The sequence below is a fragment of the Cohaesibacter sp. ES.047 genome, from assembly GCF_900215505.1.
GTDB lineage: Bacteria > Pseudomonadota > Alphaproteobacteria > Rhizobiales > Cohaesibacteraceae > Cohaesibacter.
In genome coordinates, this window is sequence record NZ_LT907844.1 from 3,745,572 (window position 1) to 3,765,332 (window position 19,761).

The 19,761-nt window shown below is 54.7% G+C and carries 18 protein-coding genes and 2 riboswitches; of the genes, 9 read left to right on the top strand and 9 right to left on the bottom strand.

The genetic code is table 11. The features are described from left to right. Positions 1 to 166 precede the first annotated feature (166 nt). A riboswitch (cobalamin riboswitch) is annotated at positions 167 to 397 on the top strand. A gap of 32 nt (positions 398 to 429) precedes the next feature. Next, entirely contained in the window at positions 430 to 909 is a 480-nt protein-coding gene (locus CPH65_RS17180) for a DUF1636 family protein (RefSeq protein ID WP_096174989.1), read from the top strand. A gap of 355 nt (positions 910 to 1,264) precedes the next feature. Here CPH65_RS17180 and CPH65_RS17185 read toward each other — a convergent pair whose 3' ends face one another. Genes CPH65_RS17185 through CPH65_RS17205 form a run of 5 tightly spaced genes read right to left on the bottom strand, consistent with a single transcriptional unit; the run spans position 1,265 to position 6,136 of the window. Beyond that, positions 1,265 to 2,011, bottom strand: coding sequence for a (2Fe-2S) ferredoxin domain-containing protein (locus CPH65_RS17185; RefSeq protein ID WP_096174990.1), 747 nt, complete (start codon positions 2,009 to 2,011; stop codon positions 1,265 to 1,267). Next, positions 2,008 to 2,781: an ABC transporter ATP-binding protein gene (locus CPH65_RS17190; protein ID WP_096174991.1), complete on the bottom strand. Its 774-nt coding sequence runs from the start codon at positions 2,779 to 2,781 to the stop codon at positions 2,008 to 2,010. Before CPH65_RS17190 ends, CPH65_RS17185 begins: the two co-directional genes overlap by 4 nt. Continuing rightward, positions 2,778 to 3,902, bottom strand: a complete 1,125-nt coding sequence (locus tag CPH65_RS17195; protein WP_096174992.1) for an iron ABC transporter permease — start codon at positions 3,900 to 3,902, stop codon at positions 2,778 to 2,780. The genes CPH65_RS17190 and CPH65_RS17195 overlap by 4 nt, the downstream gene beginning before the upstream one ends. Further along, complete coding sequence (locus CPH65_RS17200; protein WP_096174993.1) at positions 3,902 to 4,957, bottom strand: ABC transporter substrate-binding protein; 1,056 nt, start codon at positions 4,955 to 4,957, stop codon at positions 3,902 to 3,904. Before CPH65_RS17200 ends, CPH65_RS17195 begins: the two co-directional genes overlap by 1 nt. Positions 4,958 to 4,996: 39 nt before the next feature. Next, positions 4,997 to 6,136, bottom strand: a complete 1,140-nt coding sequence (locus CPH65_RS17205; protein ID WP_096174994.1) for an ABC transporter substrate-binding protein — start codon at positions 6,134 to 6,136, stop codon at positions 4,997 to 4,999. A 127-nt stretch (positions 6,137 to 6,263) separates the two neighbouring features. Beyond that, positions 6,264 to 6,474, bottom strand: a riboswitch (cobalamin riboswitch). A gap of 591 nt (positions 6,475 to 7,065) precedes the next feature. On the opposite strand from CPH65_RS17205, the gene CPH65_RS17215 reads away from it, so the two are divergent. Further along, positions 7,066 to 8,391 (top strand): class I SAM-dependent methyltransferase, encoded by a 1,326-nt coding sequence (locus CPH65_RS17215; protein ID WP_096174996.1) that lies wholly within the window; start codon positions 7,066 to 7,068, stop codon positions 8,389 to 8,391. Positions 8,392 to 8,592: 201 nt separating this feature from the next. Here the strand turns inward: CPH65_RS17215 and CPH65_RS17220 are convergent, their stop codons facing one another. Further along, the gene (locus tag CPH65_RS17220) at positions 8,593 to 9,465 is read right to left on the bottom strand and encodes a LysR family transcriptional regulator (RefSeq protein ID WP_096174997.1); all 873 of its coding nucleotides are present in this window, start codon (positions 9,463 to 9,465) and stop codon (positions 8,593 to 8,595) included. 193 nt (positions 9,466 to 9,658) lie between these two features. Here CPH65_RS17220 and bla point away from each other — a divergent pair, with 193 nt between their 5' ends. The 3 genes from bla (at position 9,659) to CPH65_RS17235 (ending at position 13,095) form a co-directional block, all read left to right on the top strand. Then, complete coding sequence (gene bla, locus CPH65_RS17225; protein WP_096174998.1) at positions 9,659 to 10,540, top strand: class A beta-lactamase; 882 nt, start codon at positions 9,659 to 9,661, stop codon at positions 10,538 to 10,540. Positions 10,541 to 10,981: 441 nt separating this feature from the next. After that, positions 10,982 to 12,247 (top strand): FAD-dependent oxidoreductase, encoded by a 1,266-nt coding sequence (locus CPH65_RS17230; RefSeq protein WP_157747767.1) that lies wholly within the window; start codon positions 10,982 to 10,984, stop codon positions 12,245 to 12,247. A gap of 2 nt (positions 12,248 to 12,249) precedes the next feature. Then, a complete protein-coding gene (locus CPH65_RS17235) occupies positions 12,250 to 13,095 on the top strand; it encodes a glycosyltransferase family A protein (protein WP_096175000.1) in 846 nt (281 codons plus the stop codon). Positions 13,096 to 13,147: 52 nt separating this feature from the next. Here CPH65_RS17235 and CPH65_RS17240 read toward each other — a convergent pair whose 3' ends face one another. From CPH65_RS17240 to CPH65_RS17250, 3 genes are read right to left on the bottom strand one after another with little or no spacing between them, the layout of a single operon-like run. Continuing rightward, positions 13,148 to 13,357 (bottom strand): hypothetical protein, encoded by a 210-nt coding sequence (locus tag CPH65_RS17240; protein ID WP_096175001.1) that lies wholly within the window; start codon positions 13,355 to 13,357, stop codon positions 13,148 to 13,150. Beyond that, positions 13,350 to 13,646 (bottom strand): hypothetical protein, encoded by a 297-nt coding sequence (locus tag CPH65_RS17245; RefSeq protein WP_096175002.1) that lies wholly within the window; start codon positions 13,644 to 13,646, stop codon positions 13,350 to 13,352. Before CPH65_RS17245 ends, CPH65_RS17240 begins: the two co-directional genes overlap by 8 nt. A 15-nt stretch (positions 13,647 to 13,661) precedes the next feature. Beyond that, positions 13,662 to 14,753, bottom strand: a complete 1,092-nt coding sequence (locus CPH65_RS17250; protein ID WP_172891541.1) for a GNAT family N-acetyltransferase — start codon at positions 14,751 to 14,753, stop codon at positions 13,662 to 13,664. 169 nt (positions 14,754 to 14,922) lie between these two features. Between CPH65_RS17250 and CPH65_RS17255 the strand changes: the two genes are divergently transcribed. The 4 genes from CPH65_RS17255 to CPH65_RS17270 all read left to right on the top strand — a co-directional run bounded on the left by CPH65_RS17255 (position 14,923) and on the right by CPH65_RS17270 (position 19,725). Continuing rightward, positions 14,923 to 15,945, top strand: a complete 1,023-nt coding sequence (locus CPH65_RS17255) for a LysR family transcriptional regulator (RefSeq protein ID WP_096175004.1) — start codon at positions 14,923 to 14,925, stop codon at positions 15,943 to 15,945. Between the two features lie 456 nt (positions 15,946 to 16,401). Beyond that, entirely contained in the window at positions 16,402 to 17,181 is a 780-nt protein-coding gene (locus CPH65_RS17260; RefSeq protein WP_096175005.1) for a DeoR/GlpR family DNA-binding transcription regulator, read from the top strand. Beyond that, entirely contained in the window at positions 17,169 to 18,713 is a 1,545-nt protein-coding gene (locus CPH65_RS17265; protein WP_096175006.1) for a sugar ABC transporter ATP-binding protein, read from the top strand. Before CPH65_RS17260 ends, CPH65_RS17265 begins: the two co-directional genes overlap by 13 nt. A gap of 34 nt (positions 18,714 to 18,747) precedes the next feature. Then, positions 18,748 to 19,725, top strand: coding sequence for a ribose ABC transporter permease (locus CPH65_RS17270; RefSeq protein ID WP_096175007.1), 978 nt, complete (start codon positions 18,748 to 18,750; stop codon positions 19,723 to 19,725). Positions 19,726 to 19,761 lie beyond the last annotated feature (36 nt).

Here is a 19,761-nt window from a genome sequence, read left to right on the forward strand (position 1 = left end):
CACAGATATGGCGAGCGTACGATCTATAGCGATCTCAACTTCACCGCCCCCAAAGGGCGGTAGGAGCACTTTGGGGCAAGAATGGCTTGATTTTCGGAAACACTTCGTTCCTTTTCCTCTTTTCCACATCAAGTGAGATTTCCTGCTTGCTATAGCACATCGGTGAGACCAACATAGCAGCGATGGTTTCCGATCGGCTGAAATGCCATTGGGATGAAAAGGGAACACGGTGAGGAATAGCCAAAAGGCGCCAACTCCGTGACTGCCCCCGCAACTGTAAGCGGCGAGTGAGAATCGATACGCCACTGGGATTTGGAGAAATCCGAAGTCATCCTGGGAAGGTCGATTGAGCAATGACCCGCAAGTCAGGAGACCTGCCATCTTTCTATCAACGTAACCCGGACGGGGTGTTCCGGAAGGTGACTGAATATGCTCGATTTGGCCATTGCCAACTATCTAAACAGTCGTCCTTTTCCCCGCAACTCAGCGGAGGAGAGCTTGGACGTCACTGCTTCACATCAGATCTCGTTATGCACCACATGTCAGCGCACGCAAGGCGCTTGCACGGCAGGCTATGGGCTTGTTGAGGCACTGAGCACGGCTATTCACAGAGCTCGACCGATGATTGAGGACGCGTTCGAGATCTCTGGATATTCGGACCTGCCCCAATGTCCAGAAAAGTGTCTCGTCGGATGGCTCGCCACCCGCAATCATATCTATCTGTTTGGCGATGTCACCGAGAATCAGGACCTCGGTGTTCTTGTCGAGCTGGCGCAGTCAATAGTTGCGCCCGGTAGCGGCTGGAGCAAGTCGAGCTCCGCGCGGAAGTCGAACATCGACAAGCCTGTTCTGGTGCCCGCCGCCATATACGTCATCGAACTCAATGAAGAAAAGAGCAAAGCGGCATGAGAGCTGCGCAATTCAAAATGCTGGCGACCGCTTCTGCTATCTCTGCCCTGAAGAAAGCCGACGTCCTCACACGGGACGCTCAAGGAACCACTCCAACGCCGTTCAAGGCGCACAGGAGTTACCGAGGATGACCGGAACAGCCAATTTTTCGGCCTTAGTCAGAAGGTCGACCATCCTTTCCTATCTCAAAGCTCATCTTGAGACTGGTCTGGTGCTTTTGGCTGTTTCGGTCTCACTTGCGATCAGAGTCGGAGCCGTACCCATTCCGCAAACGGGGTAGGGGTCCTTTCTCAACAAAGGATCTTCCGACCTGATCGCTTCTTTTCTCACGTTGAAGCCAGCTAAAAGGCTCCGTTCATTTCAGTGTCTGCTTTTTGCCATTCGTTGGATAGCTGAGATCATCTATCGGCGCTCCATTCTGGATGTGGTTGTCGAGAATTTCGTCGATATCCTTCTCGTCCACTCCGCCATAGACAGTGCCCTCTGGCCAGACCTGAACGACAGGAGCAAGACTGCACGGGCCGAGGCAGCTGGTTTTGCAACTCATCATGCCAGCGCCGCTGTCCCTCAGCTTCAAACGGTCCTGTTCGGATCGCAGATGACTGTAGAGGACGCTCGCTCCAGCGTCATTGCAGGCTCCCCCCATACAGACCAGCAGACGATATTTCTGATCGGGCACAACGGTTCCCTTTGGCACCTTAACACGCTCCTGAACAATGTCGCTTTCATCCGCCGCAAAGGTCAGCGCCTCGATCATGTCGCAGAGCCGGTCAGTTTCCCCGATGGGAGGATGCGCGATCCTGATGCGCGGGAAAAATGCATCGCCGCGCTGTTCGATCCAGCGATGAACCGATTTTCTGATCCAAGCAGGAAAGGCTGGCTCCATCGGAAAGATCAGCGAGACGATGATAACTTCGGGCACCTTGAGATCGGCAAGTTCGCCGAGGCGGGCGCGCAGCGACGGTGTTCCAAGTTCCTGCAAGGCATATGTTGTCGTGTAGTGAGGATTTCTTGCAGAGATCGCCTCACACAATCCTTGCAATTCCTCTCTGGGTTTGGCAGCCATGGCCGCCTTGGCCAGCAATAGAATGTAAGGTTTCATCGCACATCTCCGCTTTCGATTGGCAACACATAAGGGTAGGACTGAACTTCGCCTACGAGGGCCTCGACCTGATAGGCATGATAGATATGATCGGCTGTGAGAACGTGCTGCCAGTCTCCGCGCGCACGAATGCGCCCCTCAGCCAGAAGAACCAACCGTGAGCAATAGCGGGCGGCAAGGGAAAGATCATGAACCGCGATGATGATGGTCATGTCCGTCTCGGTCGCAAGCGTCCGGATCAAGGCCATCGTTTCCATCTGATATTTGAGATCGAGTGCCGAGGTGGGCTCATCGAGCAGCAGAAGCTGAGGCTCCTGCACTAGGGCCCGTGCGATGGCAACTCGCTGGCGTTCACCTCCGGATAGGTTTGAAACCTCAGAGAATGCATGATGGGCCATGTTGACCCGCTCAAGGGCAGCAATCACCATGTCGCGATCACGCGCTCCCAAAGCACCGTTCAGGTGCGGTGTCCGTCCGAGCTGAACCAGATCGACCACCGATAGCGCCACATCATCCGGGATATGCTGAGGCACATAGGCCACATGGCGGGCATACGCGCGGCGTGGATAGGTGTCGATTGCCTTCCCGTCCACTTCGATGCTGCCGCTGTCCGACGTAGCAAGCCGCGCAAGACACCTGAGAAGCGTGCTCTTGCCAGCACCATTGGCCCCGAGCAGACCGACGCATTCTCCCTTCTCCACGGCGAGGGAAATGTCGTCAAGGATGGTGCGTTTGCCATAGCAAAGAGATAGGTTTTCAATACGGATCATTGCATGGCCCTCCGGCGTTGTCTCAAGATCAGATGCACGAAGAGCGGAACGCCCACATAGGCAACGACTATGCCGACAGGAATGACTGCAGGTGAGAAAAGGGATCGGCCGATCGTATCGGCGACCAGCAACAGGACGGCGCCCACGATCATTGAGAACGGCACCAGCCAGCGGTGATCATTGCCGATCAACATGCGCGCGATATGGGGCGAGACCAGCCCGATGAAGCCGATCACCCCGGTGAAGGCGATGATACAGGCTGTGACGAGCACCGATAGGAGCGCCGTCACCAGCCGGATCGACTTGAGATCATAGCCAAGGGAAGCAGCCGTTTCTTCTCCCGCAGCCATGGCGTTGAGTGCCCACGCCATACGCCAAAACACAGGAGCCGCAATGGCGAGCATGACCGCAGAGAAGCCAACTTCCTCCCAACCGGCAGCATTGAGCGAGCCGAATGTCCAGTGGACGATGGCAGCCAGTTGCTCCTGCGTGGCAACAAATTGCAGGGTCGCGGTGAAGGCGCTGAACAGATAGGTTAGCCCGATGCCTGCGAGAATGATTGTCGTGGCCGAAATGCCACTAAATCCTGCGATTCCAAGGACAATCCCAGCGCAAATGAGAGAAGACGCGAAGGCCCCTCCAACAATCATATAGGTGCCGACGTGGGGCAACTGCAGCGCTCCGAACAGGATAGCCAATGCCGCCCCAAAGGCCGCTGCCGGGGACAATCCGACGGTAAAGGGGCTGACGAGCGGATTGCGCGTGATCCCCTGCATCATGACGCCCGCGACGGACAGACCCGCTCCACCAACGATGGCCATAACTATGCGCGGCAGGCGCAATTGCAACACGACCTTCTCCTGTAGAACGGAGACCTCGGCAATAAGATTGTCAGGCAAAACAGGTCCCAGAAGAATCTGAAAGGCTTCAGCCAGCGAAATGTCATTGGCACCAAGGGAAACCGCAAAAACAGAGAGCAGCACCAACAACACCAGCCCCACAAGACAGGTCAGCGAGGCACGAACGGTCCGGCGAGCATAAGCCCGCCGGATGGTTGCCGATTGATCACTGGATGACGAACCGGACAGAGCGACCTCCGATGGAGGGAAGACCCTGTTCATCACTGTCCCGCTTCCAGTTCAGAGATCTTGGTCCAGTAGCGTCCCGGATAGGTCACACCCTGAAAGTCCTCCAGCCAAGTTTTCATGACTGCATCGGGATCAATGTCTTCGAAGCGATCCGGATAGAGCCACTTGGCAATCGACAAGGCGCCGATCATCTTGGAGCAGCCACCTGCCAGATAATAGTTCATGTGGTAAACCTCGCCATTCTTCACCGCTGGCACTTCGTCAAAGCCCGGACGGGCCTCTAATTCTTCAAAGAAGGCTTTGGTGAAGCTTTGCGGGTGGAGTGGATAGGAGCCGAGCTGCAATTTGACGATCATGTCAGGCTGCGCCTTAAGGATCGCTTCGGGGTCCACTTCGTGATTGTGAACGCTGCCGCGCTCCTTGGGCTGGGTATCGATGTCGACATCCTCAAAGATGTTGCGCCCGCCAGCGGCTTCGATCATGTCGTGCCAGCCGGAGCCACGCAGCACTGAGCGATACGGCGTCTTTTCTTCGAGATAGACGTCCTTGCGCTCCACACCTTCTAGCCGCTCTTTGAGTAGAGCCATGTTGCCAGTGTAGAACTCGTTGAGCCGGGCCGCCTTTTCCTCAGCGTCGAACATTTTGCCGAAAGAGGTAATGTTGGAGACATGCTTCAGCACGTCCCACCCGGTGAGAACAACAACGGGGATGTCGAATGGCTCAAGCGTCTTGATGGCTTCCTGCCAGCTGCCGTTGCGCGGAAAAATGACCACGTCCGGTTCTTGCGCAATGATGGCCTCATAGTTGGGCTCTCTCTGCCCTTCACCGACCAGCATCCCCTCCTTTAGGTTGGGCCAGTAGGTCGGATCGCGGGTTACCCAGCTGTCGACGCCGACGATCACGTCCATGCCAGCCACAGCACGAATGAACTCAGCATTGTAACGGTTGAAGACGACCGCGCGTTTCAGTGGTTTGTCGAAGATAATCGTCCGACCGCTGTCATCGGTGATTTCGATCGGGGCCGCGATGGCAGCCAACGACCAGAGTGTTACGATTGCTGCTGCGAGCAGCCGAAAGAGGTGTTTCATATGATCTCTCATGTTTCTGGGAGTGGGTTGGATGAAAATCTATTCGTGGTAACTGTATCCGCTTGGATCCTTGACGCCTTGGAACTCTTCCAGCCAGACACGCATCGCTTCATCGGGGTCAACGTCCTCGAATTGATCCGGGTACAGCCATTTGGCGATATAGAGCGACCCGATGATTTTCGAACATGCGCCAGAGGCGAACCAGTTGACGGTATAGAGCTCGCCATTCTTCACGGCTTGCAAGTCCGACCACCCAGGACGCGCCAGCAAACTGTCGAAATGCACCTTCTGCGCTGCCTTGGAGGCTGGAAGATAGGATCGCTGATGAAACTTGATGATGACTTCGGGATCTTTCTTGAGAATAAACTCCGGTTCGAGCACAAAGGAATGTACTGACCCCTTCGAAGCAGGCTGTTTGGCGATGTCAATGTCGGACAGAATGCTGTCACCGCCCCCTTCGGCGATCATGTCATGCCAGCCGGAACCGGGGGTCGGAGCATGATAGTCAGCACCATGCTCCACATATATCGAGCGCTTCTTGACGCCTTTGAGACGCTCTTTGAGCAGGTCCTGATAACCCGTGAAAAAGGCATTGAGCTTTTCTGCCCGGTCGGGATGACCGGTGATATCACCAATGGCGGCAACGTTGGCTGTGTGACGCAAGGGATCCCAACCCGTCAGCACCAGAACGGGGATGTCGAAGGTTGCGAGCTTGTCGCGCGCTTCCTGCCATGCCCCGTTGCGCGGAAAGATCACGACATCCGGCTCCAGACCGATGATCGCCTCATAGTCGGGTTCACGCTGATTGACACCAGCAACCGCGACAGATCCGTCATCCGGCCAATAGCCAACTTCCTTCAGCGCATTGCCATCCATGCCGACAAGGGTCTCGATCCCGGCAACGGCCCGGACAAACTCGCCATTATAGGCATTGAAGGCCACGATCCGGTCGACAGCCTCGGCGAAAGTGACGGTTACATCGGATTCATCAGTAACTGAAATGGGTGCAGCCAGCGCCGTACCTAAAAACAAGAACAGCCCGACCATGAAGGCGATGATGGCACCGGCAATCTGTCGAGCGGAAAGACCTGATTGAAATACGTAGGGCAGCTGCGGGGTGGTCGTTCCGTGCGTAAAAGCGACGCGGACCAATCCCGAACCGAGGGAAGATAAAAGCATAATCCCGTGCTCCAGATGCGGCGAAGCAACCGAAGTCGGGCAAGTCTGATGCAATCAGAAAAGATATGGCGAAGACGCAAAGATATGCGCATTGTCATGCGACCCTCCTCCAGGACACCCCGCCCGGGTTGAATGAATGGACGTCGGCAGGTCTCCTGGCTTACAGGTCATTACGCTCCCCGACCTTCCCAGATCTACTTCGATCCAGTGGCCAGCTTGAGGGCGCTCTCTGTTTACAGTTGCGGGGACAGCTCCGGATTGGCGACAGGCTCAAGCATCTGCCACGCACCGGATTCCCTTTTCATTCCGTCAAGGAAACCGACGAACACTTTTATGCGACCTTTGACAAAAGCTGTCAATCGTAGCCCCTCTCAATTTGATCAAAGGGATGGGTGCGAGAAGCGAGTTCTGTTTATTCGATCAATAATACCAGATGCATCAGTTTTCGAATAAAATTCGTTCAAAGGTCTCTCGATCCTGCGGAACCGAGTGAGGCATATGACACGACGAATGGTATGGAGAGACTAGCATCCTGATGTGAAAACCCGACCCACCTGATTTGGGCTGCAAACTGGTTTAGAAACCAGGACCACCTCTGGATCGGATGGTCTAGCACAATCGCATGGGGGGCAAATTCGAGACCTCGCTTTTTGACGATCTCTTGAGCAGCCCGGTAGGCATCTGCACTATCAGGCTGATCCTGAAGGAGCTTCAGTGCCTGCAACTCGTCCAAAATCCCCTTTCGCATGGCGGGAACCAATTCTGCGGCCTTTCGAGCGCTGTCTGAGAAGGAGTCATTGTTCCATTGGTCAAGCAACACAAGAAAGAAGACGTTTCCCTCCTCCGCCATATTCCGGTGACACTTGCGGCCTATTCATGTCGGAACCGGCTGGTATCCTTTGCCTCCGGAACGAACGGACGGGATCATCATGACAGGGCAAAATGGAACGCAGCGGCAACTGAAGGCAACACTTGCCCTTCTTGACGAGGTGGCCAAGGCACTCGATGCCGACATCGCCATTGAACTCTGGGACGGGACGAGGGTGCCGCTGGGTAGGAAGCCTGACCCCGACCTCACAATCCGGATCGCCGATCCGGGCGTCATCGCGTCGCTGCTGCGCCGCCCCGGCCTTGACCGCATTATCCGCCCCTATATCAAGGGTCTAATCGATATCAAGGGCGGTACGCTTTATGATGTCGGCCTGCTATTCGCCTTTTCCCCTTCGCGCAAACGCCTCAAAAGGATACCGAAGGGCACCATCCTTTCCTTCCTGTCCGCCTTCCTCTTCGCTCCCGGTGTTGACCTTAACGCCGGTCGGGCCTTTTCCGGTGACGAGAGTGACCATGGAAAAAACCGGCCCAAGAGCGACGAGACCGAGTTCATCCAGTTCCACTATGATGTCGGTAACGATTTCTATGAACTGTTCCTCGATGAGCGGCGTCTCTACAGCTGCGCCTATTTCTCGGACTGGAACAATTCGCTAGATCAGGCCCAGCATGACAAGCTCGATATGATCTGCCGCAAGCTGCGCCTCAAACCCGGTGAGCGATTTCTGGATATCGGCTGCGGCTGGGGCGCCCTGATCTTTCATGCCGCCGAGAATTATGGTGTGCATGCCCATGGCGTTACCCTGTCCGATGCCCAGTTGATCCATGTCCGCGAACAGATTAAGGCAAAGGGTCTTGAAGACCGCGTCAGTGTGGAGCTCAAGAACTATGTCGATCTCGAAGGCCCCTTCGACAAGATCGCCTCGGTCGGTATGATGGAACATGTCGGGGAAGACAATCTCGACACCTATTGCGCCACCATCAACCGTTTGCTCGTCGACAAGGGACTGTTTCTCAACCACGCCATTTCCCGCAAGGCCAAGAAGGGCCAGAAGGGAAAGAACCGCTTCTCCTCCCGCCCCGAGCAGCGCGCACTACAGAAATACATCTTCCCCGGCGGCGAGTTAATCGATCTGGGCCGAACCATTTCTAGCCTTGAGCGGAATAAGTTCGAGGTGATGGATGTGGAAGGTTGGCGCGAGCACTATCAGTGGACCACAAAACTCTGGCTTGATCGGCTGGAGGCTAACCGCGACAGGGCGGTTGAATTGGTGGGAGAGGACGTCTACCGCATCTGGAGCGCCTATCTGTCCGGCTCATCGCTTGCCTTCCTGCGCGGCTCGGCCAGACTCTATCAGGTGCTGGTAAGCAAGAATCCCAAGGGGCCGGCAAATCTGCCGCCAAGCCGGGCAGATCTCTATCGCTGAACGGCGGCCAAAGGCGAACCTGATATTTAAAGCCGCCCCCTCTAAACGTCGTCCGGTCGATAAAAATGCTGCGCCTTGCACGAATGGCGGGAATGAGGACGTGGTTTTGCTAAGCATTTCGCTTGCGAAAGCATAAATAGTGCGGAATACAGGTAAAAGCTTTTAGTCAGATAACACAGACCATTCATGACAACGGTTTGGTCAAGACGAAGTCGCTTGTATCAACCAGCTTTCAAACACTGCATATGCCGGGTTCGGCTCTTTCGTGGAAAGCCTGGTAATCCAGTAACTACCCGTCACAATTTCTTCCTCAAAACACCGCACAAGGTTGCCCATAGCTACGCGGGATTGAAACATTTTGACTGGCAGCAATGCGATGCCATATCCACCAGCTGCCAAATCTGCCATGGCCACTGACGAGTCAAAAACGGGGCCTTCCAAAAGCGGCGGAACCATCCCGGTCTTAATGAACCAGAGCGGCCATTCATCCGCGCGGTAGGATCTGAGCAGAACATGATCGGGCAGGCGTGTCTTATCCCCTTCAAGGCGCGCTGCAACTGACGGTGCACACAGCGGCGTTAGGGGTGTTGTCATGAGCGGCTTTGCCTCAAGACCTGACCACCTGCCGTCACCAAACCGGATCGCAGCATCCAGTCCCTCCTGTGCGATATTCACCCTGTTGTTGTTTGTGAATAGCCTGATGCGGATTTCTGGGTAAAGGCTCTCGAATTCCTCAAGCCGTTCTAAAAGCCAACCCGCGGCAAATGTGGTCACGACACCAACATTCAGCGTTTCTTCAAAGCGGTGCCCCTGAACCCTGTCGAGCATACCCCCGATGCGGTCAAGGCTGGAGGTGAGAACGGGCAATAGCAGATTGGCCTCTGACGTAAGCGAAAGCCCTCCGCGCGTGCGGTGAAAGAGCTGAAAGCCCAAGAGCTCCTCCAGCCGCGCAATCTGATGACTGACAGCCGCTTGAGTGACGCGAAGTTCTATTGCAGCGTTTGTAAAGCTGCCCTGTCTTGCTACTGCTTCAAAGGTGCGCAGCGCGTTGAGAGGAATATCGGGGCGATCCATCTTACATGACTCAATATAATGCTACATACGAAAATTAGTCGTTTGATCCTAGAACAACTCATGACCATAGTACAGAAAATGACATCACTTAATGTTCGAGCGACACCTCGTGTTGGCTCTTGCCCTTGAGCGTGACCCCGTGCAGGACATCACTCGCATGGTGTTTCCGCATAAGGCTAATAGGAGATTATCAATGACTAGAAACTGCCTTTCTTTCCTCAGGGCCGCCGGGCTGAGCCTCGCCCTATGTGCGACGTTGTCCAGCGTTGTGGCGGCTCAGGGCCTCAAGACGACCGTCTCGACATGGGAAGGCAAGCTCGATGCGCGCATCGGTGTTATCCTGCGCGATGGCTCGTCGGACTGGGAAATCAGCTATCGTGCCGATGAACGCTTTCCTATGGCCAGCACGTTCAAGACGTTGTTGTGCGGTGCGGTTCTCAGGCGCGTCGATGACGGACAAGAAAGTCTAGCCGAGTTGGTTACCTACAGCAAAAAAGATCTGCTCTCTTGGGCGCCGATAACGGAAAAGCATGTGACTGGTGGAATGAAGCTCGCTGATTTGTGCGAGGCGGCGATCACGATGAGCGACAATACTGCGGCGAACCTGTTGTTATCACGTGTCAAGGGACCAGAAGGCCTGACTGACTTTCTGTGTCAGATCGGAGACACAACAACCCGTTTGGACAGATGGGAACCAGAGTTGAATGAAGCCACTCCCTTGGATCCGAGAGACACAACAAGTCCGCGCGCAATAGCGACCTCTTTGGACAAGCTTCTATTTGGCAACGCCCTTCAACCTGCTTCCGCTCAACATCTGAAGCAGTGGATGATTGATGATAAGGTCGCTGATAAGTTGATCCGCCCCCATGTGCCGAATGGGTGGATCATCGGAGACAAGACCGGGGCTGGAGGAAATGGCACACGGGGGATCGTCGCCTTTATCCAAACGCCAGAAGGCCAGACCTATCTTGCGGCCATCTACATCACGCAAACCAAGGCCGCTTTTGAGCTGCGAAATCAGGTGATTTCAGACATAGGAAAGGCCATCATTTCCGAGATCAGAGAGCGCCGCTAGCGGGCAAAACAGCAACGACCCTCTCGTTTGTAACAATGTCAGTGATCAGGCCAACACAACTAACATTGATTTTTGGGAGAGGGGACACCCGTGCGGGTGGTCTGAAGTACTCAGACCGCCCGTAAAATCATGTGCTCTTTCTTTGAGGGTATTCGCGAATAGCAGCCCTTTATAGCCCTTCCGGTATGGCGAACGGGCTAGCATTCAAACCGGACCACCCAAGTAGGGTTGATCAGGGCCAGACACTGGTTGGTCGTGGTTACACTGATTGCAAGATCGAGCTGGATGTGTACCTTAGTCGCTCTCACGGTTTCGCTCGGTCGGGATGTTGATACACTTGCGTCGTCATCAACGCAGCACTCCATTGACCCTATTGGGCAAAGCGATATAAAACTGACAACACCTGCCGATTTTTAAGGGAGGTTGAACATCTGATATGGATTGTTCTATTCAGCCCGTTTCGATAATTGGCCCCATAGAAAAAGTGTTTTTGTAACCTTCATGTCCATTTCTGTTGTTGGTGGTGGTTTAACCGGCTGCCTCATTGCTTTGGAACTCGCCGAATCTGGCCGGAGTGTCGTTCTCTTTGAAAAAGAGGCCGAGATCCTGACACGCGCATCGTACGCGAACGAGGGGAAGATCCATCTGGGCTTTGTCTATGCCGCGGATACGAGTTTTCGCACAGCAAAGCGAATGATTGATGACGCCCTGCAATTCAGACCGGTTCTGGAGCGATGGATCTCATCCCGTGAGTTTGACGAAATGCTGTATGACAGGTTCGACTATCTCGTGCCGAATTCGTCCATGCTATCCGCCGACGCCATCGAGGCCCATTTCAATTTGGTCATGCAGTATCTCAAAGAGCAGGTGGCGACCAAATCGGCATCGTATCTGGGACAGGGCAATTTGCAGCCGGTCGTGCGGTCTGGAACGGATAACACCAATCTTCAGGCGCGCTTCAGCACCCCGGAGCAGGGTGTATGGCCCGCGGCAATCGCACAAAAGATTCGCGAATGTGTCTCTTTGCATCCGAAAATTGAGGTGCGGGTCGGCACTGCCATTTCGAAAATCCGCTCAGAACGGAATGCCTGGTTTGTCACTTTTGAAGCGTCCGATCTCCGTGACGAGGGGCCTTTTGACCAGATTGTCAATTGTGCTTGGGCAGGGCGCAGACGCCTAGATGCCGCATCAGGTTTCCCCGATGACGGCGAATGGTTCTACCGTTACAAGTTTGGTGTTGTTCTGAAAAATGCCCGAGCGGCATTTGGAGGTGAACCGCCAAGGAACAGCACCGCGGTGCTTGGGGCCTTTGGGGACAGTGTTTACCACTCAGTGGAAGACACGCACTATTGCAGTTGGTATCCGGTTGGAATGTGTTTCAGCAGTACTGACCTAGCAAAGGACGAACCGCCAAGAATTGATGACCCTGAAAAGGCAATACTAAAAACATGGAAGGGCTATTCAGCCATGGATACAACCTTCGAGGCTTTGCTTTCCAGCAAGCCGCTCGAAAATGCCCACATTGTTGGCGATTTTATCGCCGCAAGGGCGCAATCGGATATTCAAGATCCGCAAAGCAAATTGCATGAACGACACAGTTATGGATCGGTTGAGCTGGCTCCCGGCTATTGGAGCGTTGAAACAGGAAAATATACCTCTGCAGCTCGGTGCGCCCATGAGTGCAGCCAACGGGTAAGGGGACGATAGATATGGCCTGGTTTCGCAAACAACGCCCGCTGGTTTCCATATGCATACCGGCTTATGACGCACAGGCCTTCATTGCATCCACGCTTGATAGCGCTCTGATGCAAACGGTCGAGGATATCGAGATCGTGGTCTCCAATGATGACGGCATCCCCACGCCGGCCTTGGATCGCTACCGCGACCACGATAAGGTAAGGGTGATTGACCAGCCCAAACGGTTGGGTTGGGTCCAGAACACCAACTTCGTTTTATCGAAGGCGAGGGGGCAGTATTTCATGGTGCTTCCGCACGATGATGTTTTGTCGCCAACTTACGTAGAAGAGTGCCTTGCCTGCCTTGAAGAGAATCCACAGGCGTTCGCAGCCTACAGCGACATCGAGCATGCGGGCGGCATCATGGAGGCATCCGAAGTTTTGGGAGAGCTTGAAGACCGAACGCGCCACGTGATGGAAAATCTCTACAATGGCTATTGCTATCGGGCCTTGATGCGACGGCAGCGGTCGAATTGGCCCATGCTGAAAATGCGTTACAATCCACCGACCGATTATTGCGTCGATACGACATGGATTCTTCAGCAGGCACTCCTTGGGGAATTGCGGCGCGTGCCAAAGCCCCTCTACTTCAAGAATTCAAACAATCGCAACACACATACGGCTTGGGAAAAAATTCCCAAAGACGAACTGATTGAGGCGTGGGACGCCCATTGCGAAACGCTCGGATCACTGGCGCGGATGCGTCTGCACGATGACCCTCTTGTTGACGCATTGATCGAGCACAGGAAGGACCCCAATCAGGTGCGGGAAACGCCATCTTATCTAAGAGCTGCATTTCAGGAGGCGATGGCTGTCTAGGCGCAATGCGGTGCCTTGAGGGCCAACCAAGGCTTTTGCAGCGACACCCTGATCAGCGGCGCCGTCTCATCGGTCCTTTGGAAGGCGTTCTCTCCGAGCACAATTGTTCGAGCGACATCTTCAAAAGATAGATGAGTGTGGCGTCGCCAATCACCTTGGCACCCTCAAGTGCCATGAGAATGTTGACATATGTGTCTTCGGCCATGTCCGCGATAGTTGGCCTACTGAGATTGATGCCTGCTTCTTGCGCGGTGCTATTCATCGGACCATTCTCTCCTGCTTCTTAATGGGGAATGCGGTTCGGGACACATGGGGACGATATTCTGTCCCGAACCGCCTCCTAGCGCGGTGCGGAGCTTAAGCTCTATCAACCGCTCCAGTCTCATATTCGGGTTGGCTAAGGCTTCTTTGCCTCCGATCGCCTGCAAGGCGGTTTCCAACAAAGCCATAGCCAGCAAGTCGCTCAGAAAGCCCAGCCCGATGCGCTCGGCCTGCTGCTTGCAGGACGTCAAATCGCGTATCAGCTCCGAAACTTGGCCTGTATCACTCATGGCGTCCTCCACACGTTATGACGCTGAAGCCATCGGCCCTTCCAGAACACCCGGTCTGGACCATTGGCCTTCAGGACGGATGATGCGATAGGGGCTGTCGGTCAGCGAGATTGCATCGTTTGTTGGATGGATTTCATCAAGCATCTCGACAAAATCGATGCCGGAAAAATCAAACTCTGTTGCGCTGCCCTTCACATTGAAGCCAAAATGCTTCCAGAAATGCAGCAGATCCTTGCGTGCATGGCCGTAAATCCGGCGGAAGCCTTTCGCGCGGCACAGATCAACAGACGCCCGCACCAGTTGGAACGCGACGCGGCTGGAACGGTATTCCTTGCGGATCGCGAGACGCTCAAGCTTAGCGAAATCACCAAAGAAACGAAGCCGCATGCAACCGACCGGCTCGTCGTCGACATAGGCCAGCAGATGGGTCGCGGCAAAGTCATTGCCATCGAATTCCTCTGCGTAGGGGCAGCTTTGTTCGCCGATATAAACCGCACTGCGGATCGCGGCCACTTTCATCAGATCGGAAATTTCGTGAACGACTGTGATGCCCGTCCGGTGCTGACCCGGCTCATAGCTGTCATAGCGAGGGCGAAGTGATTGCACGGTGCGTGAAGACCGAGCCAAGATGAAAAGGTCGGGATGTGCGAACCCGTCAAGTGTGCAGCCTTTGACAAACCCGAGACGCTGCATGGCGCGCTCGCCATGGTCCGTCGCTGCGCGTGAGATCATATCAACATGCGCGTAGCGTGGAGAGGCAAAATGGTCGAGCATGGTTTCCATGCCTGCAGCGAGTATGCCCGGTGTATAGAGCGCCCAGACATAGATCAGAGCAGGCGACTCGCCTTGACAGACCATGCAGTCGAGCGGAGGGTCCTGCAGATCAAGCGTGCCATCGAGCAGCCCGCGCCGGCCCTTTTCATTGAGCAGAAGAAACGCATGAAACCCTTCGGGCCGCTTGGCGTTTTGGCGCGAGAAAAGCCAGATGGAGTCAGGATTGTGGTCGGCGACTTTCAAAATGACCTCGGGACTGGTCAAAGCTCCAATCGCCGCTTCGGCCTGAACGAGAAGTCTGGAGACATTTGCCAAGTCAACCTGATTTGTCACCTTTACGCGGCTCAATGCTCGCTGCAGCGCCTTCTTATTTACCAAGTCGTCTGATGGTGTTTGTCGGATCATGTTGCACATCCTGCTCTGGTTCTGCCAATATGGAAGTATGCTATCGTAGTGCTTGGTGTTTTCGCGTGAGCAAATGTTGATTAGGGGATGTGCATAAATGAATAATCCATGGGCAAATATGGATTGGGATCTGGTCCGTGTCTTTCTCACGGTCGCAGAGAAAGGTAGCTTCAAGGGTGCTGCGGATACCATTTCCATGTCCCTCAACACCATTCGCAAGACGATCGAACGGATGGAGGATCAGTTTGGTTATCCGTTGTTTTTCCGCGAGCCGAACGGGCTGAGGCTGACCGCAGAAGGGCGGCGGGTTGTTGTCTCTGCCCGGGAAGTCCAGAATTCCATGCACGATCTGTGGCGGGCCGCATCTGCGAGTACCAACACAATGCAAGGGCCGATCCGTGTTGCCATCACCGAAGGTCTAGGCACCTTCTGGCTCATTCCGCAACTGAGTGAGTTTGTCGAGGATGTCGCCGGGATCAACCGGATCGAATTACAGTGCGCGATCAAGTCTGTGGATGTGATGCGTCTGGAGGCGGACATCTCCGTCCAGCTCGAAGAGCCAACCAACCCCGATCTTATCCGGCGTAAGCTTGGTAAGCTGCATCTGGTGCCTTGGGCCAGCAAACACTATATCGAGCGTTTCGGCGTGCCCAAGAGCATCGTCGATCTGGCCCAGCATCGCATCGTGGAACAGGATGCCGACCGGCCGAAGAACTTCGATCTGGCAGAATTGTTCGGTGCGGGGGTGGCCGAGCGCATGGTCGCAATCAAGACCAACTTCTCGTCAGCCCACTATTGGGCGATCGCAAAAGGCGTGGGCGTTGGTATGTTGCCCAGCTATGCGCGTCTCATCGGCGGCAATGTCGAGCCTGTCAACATTCCCGGCCTCAGGTTGTCTCTTGATATCTGGATGACGTGCCATCCGGAAGTTCTGAAATCCGCGCGGCACAGACGCTTTGTCGATTGGCTCGCATCCTGCTTCAACGCCAACACATACCCTTGGTTCCATGATGAGTTTCTACCCCCGGAGCAGATCGAGGAACAACAAGATCCGGTGCGCATGAAAGAATATTTCGACGGTTTCGTCGCCGGGACAAGCCATTTTGTCAAGTCGGGCTAGGCCAACCTGATAACCCGGGCAACCGATCGAAAGGAGCGCTCCGATCCTGCGCTCCGACTGTTGGCGGGTGTTGGAATTTTTTCTCTAGTTGCGTTGATAAAAACTTACAATCATTGGTATTTTCTGATGATATATTGAATAATGCAAATATAACAAAGAACAACATGTCGATACAGAAGGGAAAATCAGCAAAATGTTCTCTTCATTTTCATCTTTTACAGAGAAAGCAAACGTTTGTTTGGATTTTGTAGTGGCGGCATTATAGAACTATAGTATCAATTTGCTTGCGAAAATTACAAGTCAGTGATTGAATTTTGTCATCCATTCTACGGCTAATATAGATTATACTGCTATTTTTATAGAATATACTGTTGCGCCCCAGCTGTGCTGTTGTTGCTGTGAGCTATATCGTTCACACTCTGACAAAATTTGATCCCGCAGGGGAGGGCGGGAACAATGGAGACGCAACGGCATCGCACGATCGTGGAGTTGCTGCAGCAGCAGCCATTCCTGTCGGTACACGAGCTTGTTCGGACCATCGGTGTTTCACCGGCAACGGTGAGGCGGGATATCGACAAACTCGTCGAAGCTGGCATGGGACAGAAGGTTCATGGGGGGATCGCGGCCATGCCCGTGCCCACGAGCGACCGACCCTCTTTGCCTTTCTTTGAAAATCGTGATCTGGCGGTCAACGCCAAGAAGGCCATTGCACGCAAAGCCAGCGGCTTGGTTCGGGATGGCAACGCCATTATCATCCATGGCGGATCGACCTGTTTTCACTTCGGAGTCGAGATCGCACTGCGCAATCTGAGCATCTTTACCCAATCCATGCCGCTTGCAGCCTATCTGTTTGAACACAGCAATTGCCAGTTGCTCGTCGGCGGAGGTGCGCTTTATCGCGAACCCGGTATCCTGTTCAGTGCAGCCCAGCCGGACGACCAGTTCTACGCGGATCAGTTCTTCGTCGGGGCGCAAGGTGTGAATGCGTTTGGGCTTCTGGAAACAAACCCCATGTTGGTGCGCTTGACCCGCGAGATGATCAAACTGGCCACAGAGGTTATCGTTTTGGTGGATAGCCGTAAATTCATCGATAGTCCGAGCACGCTTGCTGTGCCTTTTGACCGGATTTCCAAGCTGATTACAGATGACGGCCTGTCCGATAAAGATGCCCGTATGCTCGAAAATGAGGGAGTTGACTATTTGGTGGCGGAACAAAATGGAGGATGCGCAGCATGAATAACCAGAACAAGCCAATCCTTGAAATGCGCGATATCTCGAAAACGTTCGGTACGGTGAAAGCCCTGTCCGGTGTTGCCCTGTCCGCTTACGGCGGCGAGGTTCATGCTCTGATGGGGGAGAACGGAGCGGGCAAGTCGACGCTGATGAAAATCCTGTCGGGAGCCTATGTTTCGGATCGGGGTGGAGAGGTGCTGGTGGCAGGGACACCGGTGATCACCGGCAACCCCAAGGCTGCCAAGTCTCAGGGCATCGCGGTGATCTATCAGGAATTATCACTGGCTCCCAATCTGACCGTCGCTGAAAATATCTTTCTGGGCAACGAACGCGCGAACCGTGGTGTGGTCAACCGAGCGGCCATGCGCCAGGAAACGCAACCGATACTTGATCGACTTGGCGTCGAGTTTGAACCATCAACGCGTGTCGCCGATCTGTCGCTGGGGGAGCGCCAGATGGTCGAGATTGCACGGGCTCTGTCCTCGAATGCCCGCATCATCATCATGGACGAGCCGACAACAGCTCTTTCCAACCGGGAAACCGAAAAACTGTTCGAGGTCATCGAGGCCCTCAAGAAGGACAACATTGCCGTTATCTACATTTCCCATCGCATGGAGGAGGTGTACCGATTGGCAGACCGCTGCTCGGTTCTGAGAGACGGAAACTATATCGGCACGCTGGACAAAGAGGATATCAATGCCGAGAGGCTGATTTCCATGATGGTCGGGCGCGAGCTGTCAACCTTCTACAAGAAGGAGCATCACCCCGATGAAACCCTTGGCGAAATCGCCATGTCGGTGGAAGATCTGGGGGACGACAAAAAGGTCAAGCACTGTTCGTTTGTCGTCCATCACGGAGAGGTGCTCGGGATTGCCGGGTTGGTTGGATCAGGCCGGACAGAGCTGGCCCGCATGATCTACGGCGCGGACAAGGCGCTGACCGGACGCATCGAGATCGATGGCAAGAATGCAACGCCAACCAGTCCCAGTCACGCCCTTGATCAGGGCATCGTCTATCTCACTGAGGACCGCAAGAAACTTGGCCTGTTTTTGGAAATGTCTATTTCAGACAACATCAACATGTGCGTCATGCAAGAGGACGCAGGCGCGATGGGCATGCGCAATTTCAACACCGCGCGCAAGCGAGCTGACAAGGCCTTCGATACCCTGTCAATCAAGGCACAGAACCCCACCGTCCTCGTCGGATCCCTGTCCGGTGGCAACCAGCAAAAGGTGCTTCTCGCCCGACTTCTGGAGGCTCGCCCAAAGGTTATCATTCTTGATGAACCCACCCGCGGCGTGGACGTGGGAGCGAAATCTGAAATCTACCGCCTGATCGACGAATTGGCCGCCAATGGTCTGGCGATCGTGATGATATCGAGCGAGCTGCCAGAGATCATCGGAGTTGCAGACAGAGTGCTGGTCATGCGAGAGGGCGAGATTGCCGGAGAAATGAAGGCAAGCCCGGACGCCCCCATCGCTCAGGAAGCCATCATGCGTCTGGCCACCGGCTCTCTGAAAGCCAAATCAGCATAAGACGTGAGCATTGCTTGGGAAGGAATTGTTACAAATGAGCGTCGCCTCAGATACCGAAAACAAAAAGAAGTCCGCGCAGTTCGGCGGGCTCATCAGGGCGCTGGGCATGTTGCCCGTTTTGATCCTGTTGGCCATCGGCTTTCACCTGTTATCCGGCAAGTTCCTCGCCGCCGGTAACTTGTCCATTGTCATGCAGCAGGCCTCGATCAACATCGTGCTGGCTGCGGGCATGACTTATGTGATCCTGACGGGCGGGATCGACCTGTCCGTCGGCTCCATACTGGCGGCCTCCGCGATGGCCGCAGTCGTCATTTCGCTTGTCCCCGGCATCGGATGGCTGGGGGTGCCAGCCGGTATGGCAATTGGTCTTGTGTTCGGTCTGGCCAACGGCGCATTGGTGGCGCTTTTGAAATTGCCGCCTTTCATTGTCACGCTCGGATCCCTGACGGCGGTGCGCGGTGTGGCGCGTCTGATGGGGGGCGATACGACAGTTTTCAACTCCGATCTGCCATTCTCCGTGATCGGCGACGGGACTATCCTGGGCGTTCCGATCCTTGCGATCATCGCCATTCTGGTGATCATCCTGTCATGGTTCATTCTGCGCCGAACCGTGCTGGGCACTTGGATTTACGCGGTTGGCGGCAACGAGGAGGCCGCCCGACTGACCGGTATCAAGGTGCCGATTGTGCTGCTGTTCGTCTATGGCATGTCGGGGCTTATGTCCGGCCTTGGCGGCGTGATGTCTGCGGCGCGGCTTTATGCGGCCAACGGATTGCAGCTTGGCCAATCCTATGAGCTTGACGCCATTGCGGCGGTCATTTTGGGCGGCACCAGCTTTGTCGGTGGTGTCGGCTCAATCACGGGCACGCTGATCGGTGCATTGATCATCGCTGTCCTTTCGAACGGCCTGATCCTAACCGGTACATCGGATATCTGGCAGTTCATCATCAAGGGGCTTGTCATTATTGTAGCCGTTGCTCTCGACCGCTTCCGCGGCAAGAGTGCAACTTGACAACTGACGGGCTCTTTCAATCCAGCAACTACAAAT